This window comes from Azospirillum endophyticum (assembly GCF_016595245.1).
Classification (GTDB): Bacteria; Pseudomonadota; Alphaproteobacteria; order Azospirillales; family Azospirillaceae; genus Azospirillum; species Azospirillum endophyticum.
The window spans coordinates 1-13,350 of the sequence record NZ_JAENHM010000083.1 but is presented as its reverse complement, the minus strand read 5'-3'; the positions used below and the strand labels follow the sequence as shown (position 1 = coordinate 13,350).

Sequence of the window (13,350 nt, the reverse complement as noted above, 5' to 3'; positions counted from 1 at the left end):
CAGACCTGCCGGAGACCACATGAGCGCTCCGGCTCCTACACCACGCCCGGGGACACGATCCCTCGTCGCCATACGCTCGGCACGCTATTCTCAGAAAGAGCGTCCGAAACAAGGACCCGTCCATGCTGGACTTGCCATCACTCCGTGCCGAAACCGAGGTGCTTCGCGCGCTCAAGAGGCTTCGCGCCGCTCTGACCTCCCTTCAACGCGGCAGCCTCCCGACGATCAAGCCGCGGCCGAGCAGGCGTGCCGCAGAGGCCTCCCGCCGAACAGAGCCTTCCATGTGCAAGCGTACATTCCACGTGGATCCGGACGCCGTCTCCGCGCCGTCCGACGGCGCACGGCACCATGGTGGCCGGCAGATGGACCTGCCATTTCCGGATCCAGAACGATAACGCTCTGGCGAGTCCGTCACAGCGCCCGGCAGAGTGACGTGGTGAGCCTGAACGGTCCTCCGGGCATCTCAGGGTAACGGCAGGGTCGATCCGGCTTGGCCGTCCTCACCATCACGGTCATCTTCTGCCGATCATCCCGTCAGCTAACCCATTGCTTGCAAAGCGGGAACCCGCAACCCGCGCCAAGATGTTGCCGATGTCTTCGCCGATCCGGGCTCCGGCGCCAAGCCATTGCCTGAGCAGGGTATTCTGCCGTCCTGGCCCGCCATCCTTGCCGATCTTCCCAAGGCGCCGGTGGAGGCAAGGCAGCCTTCTCAGGAATCTTGCGCGCCGGCCACGACCAGCCGAAATGCCCGGTTCCTTTCCACACGTTGTTCGGACGGTTGGTAACGGAGACCACATCCCGGGTTTCTCTCGTGTTCGCCACAAAAACGTACGCTGCCATCACCGTTCCGCTTACCCGGCTGTGTCCTGAGGCGCTCGAGCACAGGCGTTCCACCCTCACCGGCCGGCCCGGCAGGTGTTCGTGGAGTCTGACCAGCCTTCGGCGGCCCGCCGCCATAGGGTCGGGAGACGTCAGATCTCGCAAGCCCCGCATCGGCGTGCAGCATCGGTCAGCAAACGTATACGCATGACAGTGAGCGACCGCTTGCGCTGACGATCGAACACGGTATCCTTCTGCTCTGAGGGGGCTCAGCCAAGCAATGCGCGAGGACGCAATGGCGCAGCTTCCCATTCTGAAACTCCACGATCCGACGTTCCTGCCCGCCCCCGTCACGATCACGGTCGGCAACATCAAGGGCGGTGTCGGCAAAACGACGCTGGCCACCAATCTCGCGGTCTGGGCAGCGATCCGACGCTTCGCAAAGACCGCTCTCATCGACACCGATGCGCAGCAGTCGGCCGCGACCTTCGCCAACATGCGCGCCGAGACGCTCGGCGATCCGCTCTTCACCTGCGTGTCGATCCTCAACGCGGACGCCCTGAAGGTCCATGCTAGGCGCATCGCCGCCGACCACGCGCTGACCATCATCGACGCCGGCGGCCGCGACACGGCGACCCTGCGTCACGCGCTCCTGATCTCGGACGCCGTGCTCATCCCGCTCGGCCCGCGCGCTTACGACGTCTGGGCCCTGCAGCAGATGGTTGACCTGATCGCCCAGGCGAGGGCGTACAACCAACGCCTCCAGGCCTTCGCGGTCCTGAGCATGGCGGACCTCCGTGGCGCCGAGAGCCGGGACGTCGCCCGGATGCTCGCCGACCTCAATGGCGTGGAGTTTCTTGATACCCCCATTCGCAAGCGCACCGCCTGGTTCCGGGCAGCGGCTGACGGCAAGGGCGTGGTCGAGGCGAAGCCCCGGGACAACGGTGCGATCGAGGATCTCGAGGCGCTGACCGGAGCCCTCTTCGAGCGTGTTCGGGCGTCAGCAACGATCCGCGCCTGACCACGCCCGTAAACCATCGTCAACGCACGTAGACGCGAGGAACCGGTCATGCGCATCAAGATGCCGACTACGAAGGCCGTGCCAACCATCACCGAGCCGAACGAGGACGTGAAAACGGCCGAAGCCTGGGCAAATGGCCCCCCTGCCGCGCCGGCGAAAAAGCGTTCGCAGCCGAAACGGAAGACCCCACCCAAGGTGCTCCGCTCGTACCGCCTGCCACAACGTCTGCTGGATCGGATCGGGCTGGTGTCCGACGACATCAGCCTGCCCGAGTACACGGTTGTCGAACTCCTGCTCAACGAGGCCCTTGCCGCCCGAGGTGTCCCGAAGACGCTCGACAAGCCCGGATGACCCCGGTTCAGTTCGGCTTGAACGGCATCGCAACACACGAACCCGTCCGCGCGTCCCCGCCGGCGCTGTTCGGACGCGAGCTGATTTGCCTGGTCACAACGCCGGACAAGATGGTGATGGAAGCAGCACCTTAACCGTCCTTCGGAATGCCCTCATGATGATCCGCCTTCGCAACGGCCCGCGCCGCCAGACGATCCAGTTGATCCGCACGGTCTACAGCCCGGAAAGGGGCCGCGGCGCGCAGACCGTGGTCGCTCGTTTGCCCGCTTCGGCGACCACGCTCCCGCCGCGGGTGTCGGCATGCCTGACCGCCGACGAGCGGGCGCAGGTCGAAGATTTCTTCGCGAACCGCCGCAAGCGCCATGCGGTGCAGCTCGCTGACTACAACGCCGTCCACTTGAGCGCTTGTGCGGACATGATGGTGCTCGCCGCGTCCGCCTCCGGCGGATTGGCGACGGTGCAGGCCGCCGCGGAGCGCGCCGGCATCGGGACTGCTCTGCGCCGCCTGTTCACGGCCCTGTACGGCGACTCCGTGCGCGTGGTCGTCCGTCGGCCGGCGCTTCCCCGCACCAAGAGCGGGTGATCTGGCGCGGCGGAGCCGCACTCCAGCGGCTGCAACGCCCACAGATCGTCCCAAGCCCGCCTCGATCCCTAAGGCCCCGGCGCCAGACGATTCAGCCGGCCCCGTACATGGCAGCCTTTGGCAGCCAAATCGGGCCCTGTAGCGTACGATACAAACGAGATCAGGCATGACCGCCGTCACCGCCGAGCAGTACGCCGCTCTCCAGCGTGCCTTCGACCACTTCAACGCGACGCTGTTCAGCGGAACGTTGCCCCAGGTGCTCATCACCTTCCAGCGCAGCAAGCGCTTTAAGGGCTACTTTTCCCCCGAACGCTTCGAGAGCCTGGCGGCATCTGGCGAGCGGCGGCACGAGATCGCCTTGAACCCGGATGTGTTCGACCGCAACCAGGCCGAGATCCTCTCCACTTTGGTCCATGAAATGGTCCATGTGTGGCAAGAGGAGTTCGGGAAGCGCTCGCGCGGCGGCTATCACAACATGGAATGGGCGGCCAAGATGAAGGCCGTTGGCCTGCACCCGAGTGACACGGGCGCGCCGGGCGGTAAGGAAACAGGACAGAGGATGACGCACATCATCGTCACGGACGGCCCCTTCGACCGTGAAGCAGCCAAACTGCTGGCGGACGGTATCGCCATCGCCTGGAAGTCCGACATCCGGAAGGCCGGCGCCGCGAAGAAGGATAAGGTCGCCTATACCTGCGGATGTGGGACGAAGGTGTGGGGGAAACCGGGCCTCAGGGTGATCTGCGGCGACTGCGCGGAACTCCTCGCTTCTGTGGCGGCGCAGCAGGGTGACGGCGTGGAGCTGGTCCAACCGCGTGGCGCCGGCTGATCGGGACCTTCCTGCGCGGCCGTGTTATCGGCCGTGGCGAGACGGTGCTGCGGTCTGCCTGCAAGCCCGTCCGCAGGGATTCCGGGGCGGCGTTCCGGAAAGTTCGGTTCGCCCTCGCGGCAGAGACGTCTCCGCGGGCACCGGTGCTCCCTGTGTACAAGCACGAGCCCGCAGACCAGCATCGTCGCGTCCGCCGAGCAACCACCACCATCCTACCGGGACATGCCGATCGCCGCTTACCAAGCCTCCTGTGCGACGCGGACGGCATTGAAATCACTTTCGTCGCCGACTCTCCCCATAAACACAGCGCCGCCGGGCGGACCATCGTATGTTGGCCGACGCAGGAGGTCGGAAAGCCGTGTCGGTTCAGCAGTGATCGGTATCCGCAGATCTCCTGGCCGGTCATGCCTCGGGCAGGCACTCCCGGATCATCCTGATCCTGTGGTAAAGAAGCCCAGGATTCATCGGGAACACCAACGTGCCGAATACGACAACCTGGATGACACGCCACGCGGTGACACGAGCCTATGGCTGCGATCTCACGGTGATGTGGCGCGGGCCCGATGTGTGGGCGTGGCTCATCAACGTGGCCGGCGAGCACGTCGCCTCCGGCACGGCGCGCACCATGGAGGGCGCTCAGGGTGCCGCGCTGCGCGCCGCCAAGGCTCATAGTGACAACGGTGGGCGCGTCCAGCTTCCCCTACTCTGAGGCCTCGTCCTCGGTGCAGCGGTGTGCGGGCGCAGAGTGGCTCGATCATGTCCGCAGGCGGACAACATAGCCCCGCAATCATCCGCCTAGCCGCGGTATCCGCTGATGCGGTACATCGGCGTTCCAAGTGAACGTGGAGCCGCCATGTCCCCCTCCGACGATCCTGACTTCGGCGCCAAGGAACGCGACCTCATCCGGCGCGAGTTCATGCAGCGCATGTCCAGCGCTCGCAGCATTCATGACGGGTTCCTGCTGCGGCGGTGGTCGACGGGCGAGCGCAAGGGGCAGCCGAAGGTCCCGGCCGCCGTTCAGAGCATGCTGGACCGCGGCCTTGTGGCGCTGGACGACTTCGACAAGCACTGGCCCGTGGCCCGTTTCACAACGGCAGGGTTCCGTGCCTTGCGGCGGATGGCCGCCGACCGCCGGGCCTTCACCCCGGAGAGCCACGCACGACTCCTCGAGGAGGTCGCCGCGCTAACTGGGGTGGACGATGACACGTAGGCATCGGATCGCGATCGGCGACCGCTACGCGCGTGCCAGTACGCCCCGGCACAGATTCTCTGGTGGACAAACCCGGACACCCGTCGCACGCCGCGGCTGCGGGCAGAAGATGGCACACCGTATGAAGAGGTGCTGGTTGGCGTGTCCGCGCTAACCGATTCCACCACATGGCGGCGGCTGGACTGAAGCCACCAGCTCCGGCCGTCGGCATCCCCGCGGCTTTGTGCCGGGCATCGACGTCGCTCGCGACCAACCGTCATGATGAGCAGGTCACAACGAGGGCTCCGTCCTGATCCTCCTGGTCATTGCCGGTGAAGACGCCGGTGACTGGCTGCAGCTTGGCCTCCGCCAGGAACGCGAGCAGGTTGTCGATCTCCTTCAGCATCAGCGTGGTGGGCAACAGATGGATGATGGCGGAGTGGACCTCGGCGCGGAGGCCGCCCGCCTGGGCTGCCGGGGTCTGACTTGCCGCGGCAGCCGGCCACGCCCCCGCAGCCCACATGGCCGTCCGGGGGGCCAGGGCCGCCAGCCGGCAACACGCGTCGGACCTTGTGCCCGTCGATCACAAACTATGCGGCAGAGATTTCCTGGGAGCAGGGTGGACAAGGCGCCCGGGCGGCGAAACATGTGGTGGAAGCTCAGTCCTTCTCGGCAAGCATCCTGCCTCCGCGGGAGGAGGACGCTTGCTGCACGGTTCGGTGTCCGCCTCGTACAGCGCGATCCGACTTGATACCTTCTAAGGTATGATTTGCATTCTCCACATCATATAGCGTATAGCTGTCGACCAGAATTTGATACCGTATACGGTATGGATGAGGCTGATTATTCGCTTAGCGGGGTGATCGCGATGCAAGCACGTGAACGGTTTGGCGCGCGTATGCGCTCGTTGCGGCGCTTGCGCGGTTTCTCACAAGCAGCCCTTGCCGAACGAACGCGGCGCACACAGGCACGTGTCGCTGCCGTCGAAGGGCGCGGTGACCCCCAGCTCACAACGATCCTGGCGCTGACGGAAGCCTTGCGGGCGGTCCTCGTCCCGGTTCCGATCGAGCGTTTGGCGGAGGTCGAGCGTCTGCTCGACCTGAACGACCGTGAGGCCAAGCCGGACGAGCGCGTCCCGAGTGCGCTCGAGGAACTCTTCATCGCGTCCGACGAGGATGAGCCATGAGCCGCAAGGCCGAAATGTTGGGGGTCTACCTCGAGCCAGCGGCGAGGGCTTCGGTGCGAGTCGGGAGCCTGCTGCTCGACAGCAAGCAGAGCGTCCGCTTCGTCGTCGACCAGGGATATATCGACCTCGGGCCGGAACGTCCGATCCTCAGCGCAGCGTGGTGGTTCCCGGGTGACGAGGAGCGGACCGTCGCACGCCTCTCGGACACGCGCGACAAGACGGGCCTGCTGGGTCTCTTGCCCGCCTGGTTCCGGAACGTGCTGCCGGAAGGCGCCCTGCGGGTCGCCGTCGAACGGCAGATGGGGCCGGGCATCCACACCGACTTCGACATCATGAAGCGCGTCGGGCACGATCTGCCTGGTGCCGTCGTCGTCCGGGACGAGGGGTACGCCCCGCCCGCCAGGGTGGCCGACCACACCGCCGACGACCTGCCGCCGATCCGCTTCGGTCTGGCCGGCGTGCAGATGAAGCTCTCCGTCCTCAAGGAGGGTGAGGGGCTGACGGTGCCGGCCGAGGGTCAGTACGGCTCCATCATCGCCAAACTGCCAAGCCGGCAGCGCGGATTGGAGTTCCTGCCCGAGTTGGAATTCTCGGCAATGCGCCTCGCCGCGGCCGCTGGCGTCACAGTCGCGGCCTGCGAACTGATCCCGCTGGGCAAGCTGCGCGGAATCGGTCCCGAGCACCGCAAACACGGCGAGCACGCCCTGGCGGTGACCCGGTTCGACCGCGCGTCCGGCGCACGCGTCCACATCGAGGACTTCGCCCAAATCTTCGGGGCGGTGGACAATCAGAAGTACACGATCGCAAACGAGGAGACACTGTGGAACGGTATCAAGCGCTTTGCCGCCGACCCCAACGGCGATCTGCTTGAAGCGGTGCGCCGCTTCACCGTGAACGTGCTGCTTGGCAACGGCGATGCGCACCTCAAGAACACCAGCCTGATCTATCCTGACGGAGGCACGGCCCACTTGAGCCCGGCGTACGACATCGTTCCGACATTCTGCCTGGATGGGGACGACACGCTGGCCATCCCCCTCGGGCGCGCCAAGACGATGGCCGACGTGACGTTGGAGACCTTCCGCAGGCCCGGCATGCTGCTCAGCCTGGATCCCCGCCTGCTGACCGACGAGGCGAAGCGCACGGTGGAACGGGCGGCCGACGAATGGCCCGCCTTGCTGCCCAACCTCCCGCTCGTGAAAAGCCACGCCGAGAAGCTGCGCGGGCGCTGGGAGGCGGTGGCGCTCGCGGAAGGACATCGTCAGGTCTTCCTGTCCGGGTTTGGTGCCAGCCGTTCGTCCTGATCACTGCCGCGCCTCCGAGGGAACGCCGGCCGGTGCCAAAGAAACGTGAGCACGCCACGCTCAGCGTCCTAGAGGGCGGGTACCGTGCAGCCGCAGATCCGAAGCGTGGCGGATCGCTCCGGCTATCTCTGATCCGCCGGCCCCGGCAGCCGGTCAGCCGCCCGGCCGGTCATGCGTCCCCGCGACGGCTGGCCGAGGAGATCGTCAGTCGGCCCGCGGGGTGCTCTACCCTGCCCGTCCACACCGGCTTGCCATCGCACGCGGCCTGGACCAGCCGGGGCGGCACGGCTCCGGCATCCCCGACACCCATTGCGCAGGGGTAAGCGAAGGCATTGCGTTCGCACCGCGATTCCTGTGGACGATCAATCTTTTAGTGCGATTCGAGAGCTCGACACGCCCTGGCCCCTGGCGCGTTTCACGGCGATGGGGCTCCGCGCCCTGCGGCGGACGGCCGCCAACGACCAGGCCGCTCCCGCAGAGCCCATGGTCGGCTCCTCCTCCCTCAAGGCGGTCGCCGCGCTGACGGGGTGGACGATGACGCGTACGCATCGGATTGGGGGCGGCGACCGCTATGCGCGTGCCGGCACGCCTCGGCACAGCCGCCTTGTGGTGGGCGCTGGTGGACAAGCCCGGACACCTGTCGCGCGGCCAGCTGAAGGCCGAGGGTGGGGTACGCCCCGTGACTAAGTGCTGGTCGGCATGTCGGCCTTGAGCAACCCCGCCACATAGCGACGGCTGGGCCGACGTCAGCATCAGGCAATCCTGAAGCGCAGGGCAGCCCCGCCGCAGCGGCTTCACGTCCACTCTCCGTCCACCCTGCTGCCGGCGGGTGCCGCGTCCTTGCCCATGCGGCTCTCCTAGGCGGCAGCGGCCTGTCCCTGCCTCGCCCCTGCAGGCAGGGGCGAGGCAGGGACAGGCACGGCCACCATACAACCGGACGGACCTGTCTCACCGGTCCCTGTTGTCGTTCGCGCCTTGTTCCTTTGCCTCCGGTACCACGTCGCGCGGCTGCATCCCTCGACCTTCCACGGCTCCTCGTGAGACAGGCTGTTCGCCTCGTACTCGGCACGCGGGGTGGCACCCGCGGCGCGGCGGTCACGCTGCTTCCTCTGCCGGTCGCGCGTCCTCTTGATCTCGGGGCTGGCAAAGTGGCGCAGGTCGAGGTCGATCATCTCCCACTCGGTGATCTTCAGCCGTTTGATGATGGTCGCGTCCTGGAAGGCGTATCGCTGGTCGACGTCGTGGCCCCGGTAGTTGACCTTCTCGCCCCGGAAGGCACGTTCCGCCCGTGCCAGCACCGACGCCATCCGGGAGCGCATCTCTGATTCTGACCAACCGGCCGCCTCGTGTGCCAGCGCCTCGGCTTCGCGGAGGAGCACCGCGGGCGGCACCAGGTAGGACATGGCGGTCGTCGCAAGAAAGAGCCACTCGTCACGTGATCCCGACGGAATGCCGTCCGGCCAGCGCCCGGCACGGAGTTTCTGCAAGTCGGTCAATCGCCCTTCCCACAGCGTCGCAATCGAAAAGTTCGCCGGCGCCACTGCCTTGACACGATCGTCCTTGGCAGCCCGGCGCTTCGCCCGCTCGGCGCGCAGTGCGACCAGCTCGGCGCGCGGCAGGGGCAGGATCTCGTCCGCCAAAGTGTCGAAATCCCAGGTGTCACCGAAGTCGGTGATCGCCTCGACCGGGCTGCCGGATTTGGCGTTGATGGTGCCGATCAGGCGCAGCACGCGCGCGGCGTCGGTCGCCGCCGGGTCGGCGCCAAACGGCGCCAGCGTTGCGCCGAGCACCTTCTGGCACGCTCGCCAGCGGGGCAGCGCGGCGCGCGGCGCGGCGGTGTGCCGCCACACCAGAGCGAGACCGCGACCGGTGGATACGGCCAACGAAGGCGCCGGCATGTTTTCGTCGTCCAGGGCCATACGGGTCGCGATGAGGAGCTGATCGGGGCTCAGGTTGGCGTAGCGGCCCTTGTAGTAGTCGAGATCGACGAACAGCGCGTTCAGCTCGGCAAGCTGAGCCACCACCCGGCGCACACCCCAGAAGCGGTTTTGCGAGATGAAGACTTCGGGGCGCCCGGCGAACTCCTGCACGGCACCTCCGAGATCGGCGATGGGGATCGACCGCTCCTGCCAGGTGCCCACCGTACGCGTGGCAATGGTGACCCGCCCCCGGCCACCGGCGTGAAGCGCGATCCCATGTGCCGCGGGCGAGTCGATGCGCCCCGATCGATCCGGAATCATGGAAAGAGACATCATGCGGACGCTTGGCTCCCAACGTGAGCGTTCGTTTACGCCGTTCCACCATAGCGCGAGTCAGACGCCGCCATCCCTGTCAGCAGCTTCTGATGTCCATGGGAGTCACGACATCCGCTGTGCTCATATTGTCCGCTTCGACGGGACGTGAAACGAATCTCGACCGAGCGGCTGGCCATTCGTCCGCTGCCAACCGTCCAGCCTGTGCCCAGCAGCTCGGGACAATCGGATGCCCCCTGCCACGGACGTGAAGAAGCCGGAGGATTTGGCCGCTTAGCGACCGAGCGAGGGTCGGTTGAGTGCGTGGCGCAGTGGAACATCGTCCGCGCGTGTTAGGGCGCGTGCAGTCCCGGCGCCTCGGAAGCGCCGCCGAACGTGTAACGCCGTAATGTATTACATTACAGCGTTACCGTTACAGTGTACCGCCGTATACGGGTGTCCACGGGAAACGCGCCCTCGTCGTCTCGCCCTCTCTGCCACCGCCATGGGCGGCCAGGATCAGTCAGTCCCTGTCGACGTTAGCGCGCGCGCTCGGTCGGTTGCGGTTGCACGTGCTTGTCGGCCACCGTCTTGAGTTGCGCGAGGTCGCCGCGCAGACTGCGCAGCACGTCACCGCCATAGCGGTGGGACTTTTCGAACAGCGCATCGGCCAGACGCTGCAGTGTGGTCGCATCCTCGTGCAGGACCATCTGCTTGGCGTTCAGGTGCTGGTCCTTGATGGCCACGCGGGCCAACTCGGCGCGTACGCGCTGGTCGTGCCGCACGGCATGATCGTCGTCGGCAGCGTCGGCCTTCAGGTACTCGCGCAGCGCCAGGCGGGCGCTCTTCGCGTCGGGGGCAACACGGTAGATCTCGATGGTCTGATTCTCCACAGTCAGGGCGGCCATGCGCGGCATCACCGCCTCGATCAGCACCGCCAACTTGCTCTGCGCGCGTTCTTTGACCGTGCTGAGCCAGATGCTCAGGACACGCACGGCGTGTTCGACCACGCTGGTGAGCGTCTGCACCTGACGGCGCAGCAGCGTGTTCTGCGTTTCCAGGCGGTCGGCTTCCTCCATCCGCAGTTGCGCCTCTCGCCGGGCCCTCGTCAGTTCCTCGTCCTTGGCGCGCATGGCGCCGGCATGCACGCGGATCACGCCGGCCATTTCCTCGGTGCGATCGCGGTTGATCTTGTCGATACGGGCCCTTACCCGGGCCTCAGCCGCTTGCTGAACACGGATCGCGCGGGCGCCGCTGTCCATCACCGCCCACAGCTCGTCCTGCTCGCAGCCGTACGCGCGGCAAAGCACCGTCAGCGTCTCCTCGAGCGATGATGCGCGTTGCGCGGCCGCTGCCTGGGCGGCCCGCTCGGCCTCAAGCTCCTTCCTGGCAATCTCCCGCTCGGCCGTGACCGCATCGCGCTCCATCTCAGCGTCGGCAACGCGCCTCAAGGCGTCCAGGGCACATCGGCGCCATTCGTCACCTCGTCCTGCGGCGAGTTCGGCGGCCCCGGCGGCGACAATAGCTGCCTGCTCCGCCTCAAGGGCGCGCTCGCGGTCGCGGTCCTGTTCGGCTTGGCGACCCCGCAGGTCGGTCTCCCATTCAGCCAGATGCTGCTGGCGCGCATCGAGTTCGGCAACGGCCATCTCCAGCTGCTTGGCCTGGCGATTGTGCTTGGCCTTGCTGGCGTCGTGCGGTTTGCCCTTCTCAGCCGCGATAGTGGTGCTGGCTCCAACGTGGCGCTGTGGCGCCCGGTCGGTGATCCCCAACGTTTCGAAGGACTCGACTTCCAGGCGGACCGGTGCGCCCCACGTCTCCAACATCGGGTTTACATAGTCGCGCCAATGCCGGCGGATCGCAAACTTGCCGGACCGGTCGGCGAAGGTGTCGATGACGTACTGCCGGCGCACACGCGTCCGCTTGCCACCGTCGCTGCGGGCCTCCGCGCGCTTTCGCGCCTCGTATTCCGTCTCCAGCTCGTTGATGACAATGACGTGGGCATGGGGATTTCTGCCCCGGTTTCGGTGAATTGCGCACACCGCCACCGGCTTGCGATTCTTCCCGCGCGGGCTGCGTTCGCCGTTGCGGGTCAGGCTTTCCATCCAGCCCTTCATCAGCTCGCGCTGCTGGTCATCGGTGATGTCACGCGGCAGCGCCAGAATGAAGCCCTTGATGATTCCGCTACGGCGCTTCGTCACGAATCCCTTCCACTCCCTCAGCTGCTTCTCGATGGCGGCACGGCGCTCCGCCGTGAGCGACTTGCGCCCGCTGTCCAGGAGCTTCTTCTGCTCATCGCGATGTGCCCGCTCCCACGCCTTCTGATCGGCGAAGGACGCCGACAGAGCCTTGCTGGTGGTATTGATGACGTCGCCCGAGGGTGCATCCTTTGGCAGGTCGAGGCCGGTGTGGATCAGATCGCTGTCGTGCATCTTGTCGTCGTCGACGTTGTAGTCGAGCTGCCGCATGGCGCCTTTGTGCGTCGTGATCCCCTTGATGTTGACGGTCAGGTGCAGCATCCTGGTGGTGAAGGGTGCGGTCACGGCATCATCCTCTGAGCTCATGCGTCGTGAGCTCCCGCGTTAAGAGTGACCGGCCTGCCGGTCACGCCCCGAAAGGCCGCTTGCGGCCGGAGGGCTTAACGCAAAGTGCGCTGGGGTTCATCCCCGGTGCGACGCTAAGCAGGAGCGTGGTCGCAGAAGCTTCAGCCCGCAACGGGTGCACCCGGAAAAGCTGTGCGACCTGAAAGAAATTCGGCACAGCCCCTCTCATCGCCCCCGAACTCCATACCCCAGCGGCGCCGGAACGGCGCGCGGCCTCGCTCCGCTCGGCCGAAGTCACGTCCCAGGTTGGCGCCGTTGGCGCCCTGCCACGCCCAACTGGTTCCCGGCCCTACGGCCCAAGCACCCTCCCCGCCCCTTCCAATGCAACCATCCGGGGGCTGCACCGCAGCCCCGAAGCAACCATCCTGCGCGGCTTCGCCGCGCCGCTTGCTCAGGCTTGGTGTAGCGGTCCCTGCAACGCCTGGGCCTCGCCCTCGCTCAGCTCGCGGATCAGCGCCCGGTCGCGCGCGCCGATCCGGGTCAGACCGCCGATCGATGCGTCGACGAAGGCGCGGTTTCGGCAAGAGCACATCTGGCTCTCGTGTATACGCTCGCACACGATTACGGCTCTGCAAGCAAGGCACTGCGCCGCCACGATCACCGGTCGTCCTCCATGGTTGGGGGCTGTATACTGGAGCGCTCACAAGGAGGGAGCAATGGCCGACGAACCGCTGTTTGTGTCGACTCCGCGCCCGGTGCGGTTCGCCCCGGACGGCACCCCGTGGCCAATCTGCCCGTGCGGCGAACACCAAGCCTCGGCGCCCAGCTGGCACGGCTGGCACGGTTGCCCCTGCGGCGGCGCCACGGGCGAGATCACGAGCCTCGGCACCGCGCATTGGATCCTGCAAGACAGGCCCCTTGTCGAGCAACGGCGCCAAGCCCGGCACACACGCACGGAGGCTGAGATAGCAGTCCGATTGCAGGCCAAGATCCGCTGAGGCGGACCATATACGTCAGCGAGATCACGTTCCGCTGAGGGATGGGGTCGTTGTAGCGCCAGACTTCAGGGCGGCCAGGCGCAGACCGGGGCCGCCCTTTTTCTGTCTACCCTCGTATGACGTTGGTGCAAAATGGCCGGGCCGGTGGTGTGCGAAAGCGGCCCCGCTGAAGCCGAGCCTGCGATGCCATACAAAATGAACGAGAGCTGCCGCCACAAGATCCCGAAGGTCCGGTACCGTGTGGAGAACTGGTCAGCTTACGATGCGGCGCTGCGCCGGCGGGGTGACCTGACGATCTGGGT

Annotated in this window: 11 protein-coding genes and 1 pseudogene; 8 read left to right on the top strand and 4 right to left on the bottom strand. The window is 66.5% G+C overall.

The genetic code is table 11. The features are described from left to right. The first annotated feature begins 1,114 nt into the window (after positions 1-1,114). The 5 genes from JHL17_RS32760 (at position 1,115) to JHL17_RS32740 (ending at position 4,813) form a co-directional block, all read left to right on the top strand. Positions 1,115-1,840 (top strand): nucleotide-binding protein, encoded by a 726-nt coding sequence (locus JHL17_RS32760; RefSeq protein WP_200198849.1) that lies wholly within the window; start codon positions 1,115-1,117, stop codon positions 1,838-1,840. A gap of 48 nt (positions 1,841-1,888) precedes the next feature. Continuing rightward, positions 1,889-2,191 (top strand): hypothetical protein, encoded by a 303-nt coding sequence (locus tag JHL17_RS32755; RefSeq protein ID WP_200198848.1) that lies wholly within the window; start codon positions 1,889-1,891, stop codon positions 2,189-2,191. 154 nt (positions 2,192-2,345) lie between these two features. Beyond that, positions 2,346-2,774 (top strand): hypothetical protein, encoded by a 429-nt coding sequence (locus JHL17_RS32750; RefSeq protein ID WP_200198847.1) that lies wholly within the window; start codon positions 2,346-2,348, stop codon positions 2,772-2,774. Positions 2,775-2,940: 166 nt separating this feature from the next. After that, the gene (locus JHL17_RS32745) at positions 2,941-3,603 is read left to right on the top strand and encodes a SprT-like domain-containing protein (RefSeq protein WP_200198846.1); all 663 of its coding nucleotides are present in this window, start codon (positions 2,941-2,943) and stop codon (positions 3,601-3,603) included. A gap of 853 nt (positions 3,604-4,456) precedes the next feature. After that, positions 4,457-4,813, top strand: coding sequence for a hypothetical protein (locus tag JHL17_RS32740; RefSeq protein ID WP_085557449.1), 357 nt, complete (start codon positions 4,457-4,459; stop codon positions 4,811-4,813). 256 nt (positions 4,814-5,069) lie between these two features. Here the strand turns inward: JHL17_RS32740 and JHL17_RS32735 are convergent, their stop codons facing one another. Next, positions 5,070-5,315, bottom strand: coding sequence for a hypothetical protein (locus JHL17_RS32735; RefSeq protein ID WP_085557448.1), 246 nt, complete (start codon positions 5,313-5,315; stop codon positions 5,070-5,072). A 306-nt stretch (positions 5,316-5,621) separates the two neighbouring features. On the opposite strand from JHL17_RS32735, the gene JHL17_RS32730 reads away from it, so the two are divergent. Both JHL17_RS32730 and JHL17_RS32725 read left to right on the top strand, forming a co-directional pair. Then, positions 5,622-5,978 (top strand): helix-turn-helix domain-containing protein, encoded by a 357-nt coding sequence (locus tag JHL17_RS32730; RefSeq protein WP_085557447.1) that lies wholly within the window; start codon positions 5,622-5,624, stop codon positions 5,976-5,978. Further along, on the top strand, positions 5,975-7,279 hold the full coding sequence (locus JHL17_RS32725; protein WP_200198845.1) for a type II toxin-antitoxin system HipA family toxin: 1,305 nt from the start codon (positions 5,975-5,977) through the stop codon (positions 7,277-7,279). The genes JHL17_RS32730 and JHL17_RS32725 overlap by 4 nt, the downstream gene beginning before the upstream one ends. A gap of 857 nt (positions 7,280-8,136) precedes the next feature. Here the strand turns inward: JHL17_RS32725 and JHL17_RS32720 are convergent. From JHL17_RS32720 to JHL17_RS32710, 3 genes are all read right to left on the bottom strand, one after another. Continuing rightward, positions 8,137-9,534, bottom strand: coding sequence for a hypothetical protein (locus JHL17_RS32720; RefSeq protein WP_200198844.1), 1,398 nt, complete (start codon positions 9,532-9,534; stop codon positions 8,137-8,139). A 515-nt stretch (positions 9,535-10,049) separates the two neighbouring features. Beyond that, positions 10,050-12,050: a MobA/MobL family protein gene (locus tag JHL17_RS32715; protein WP_200198843.1), complete on the bottom strand. Its 2,001-nt coding sequence runs from the start codon at positions 12,048-12,050 to the stop codon at positions 10,050-10,052. A gap of 451 nt (positions 12,051-12,501) precedes the next feature. Further along, on the bottom strand, positions 12,502-12,642 hold the full coding sequence (locus JHL17_RS32710) for a hypothetical protein (RefSeq protein WP_200198842.1): 141 nt from the start codon (positions 12,640-12,642) through the stop codon (positions 12,502-12,504). A 589-nt stretch (positions 12,643-13,231) separates the two neighbouring features. Between JHL17_RS32710 and JHL17_RS32705 the strand changes: the two are divergent. Then, positions 13,232-13,350: pseudogene (locus JHL17_RS32705) on the top strand (IS5/IS1182 family transposase); the annotation flags it as partial.

Excerpts from the sequence above, each read along its gene's own strand:
- JHL17_RS32725 (WP_200198845.1), top strand. The coding sequence starts at position 5,975 with ATGAGCCGCAAGGCCGAAATGTTGGGGGTCTACCTCGAGCCAGCGGCG.
- JHL17_RS32755 (WP_200198848.1), top strand. The coding sequence starts at position 1,889 with ATGCGCATCAAGATGCCGACTACGAAGGCCGTGCCAACCATCACCGAG.
- JHL17_RS32750 (WP_200198847.1), top strand. The coding sequence starts at position 2,346 with ATGATGATCCGCCTTCGCAACGGCCCGCGCCGCCAGACGATCCAGTTG.
- JHL17_RS32745 (WP_200198846.1), top strand. The coding sequence starts at position 2,941 with ATGACCGCCGTCACCGCCGAGCAGTACGCCGCTCTCCAGCGTGCCTTC.
- JHL17_RS32730 (WP_085557447.1), top strand. The coding sequence starts at position 5,622 with ATGGATGAGGCTGATTATTCGCTTAGCGGGGTGATCGCGATGCAAGCA.
- JHL17_RS32740 (WP_085557449.1), top strand. The coding sequence starts at position 4,457 with ATGTCCCCCTCCGACGATCCTGACTTCGGCGCCAAGGAACGCGACCTC.
- JHL17_RS32760 (WP_200198849.1), top strand. The coding sequence starts at position 1,115 with ATGGCGCAGCTTCCCATTCTGAAACTCCACGATCCGACGTTCCTGCCC.
- JHL17_RS32735 (WP_085557448.1), bottom strand. The coding sequence starts at position 5,315 with ATGTGGGCTGCGGGGGCGTGGCCGGCTGCCGCGGCAAGTCAGACCCCG.
- JHL17_RS32720 (WP_200198844.1), bottom strand. The coding sequence starts at position 9,534 with ATGATGTCTCTTTCCATGATTCCGGATCGATCGGGGCGCATCGACTCG.
- JHL17_RS32710 (WP_200198842.1), bottom strand. The coding sequence starts at position 12,642 with ATGTGCTCTTGCCGAAACCGCGCCTTCGTCGACGCATCGATCGGCGGT.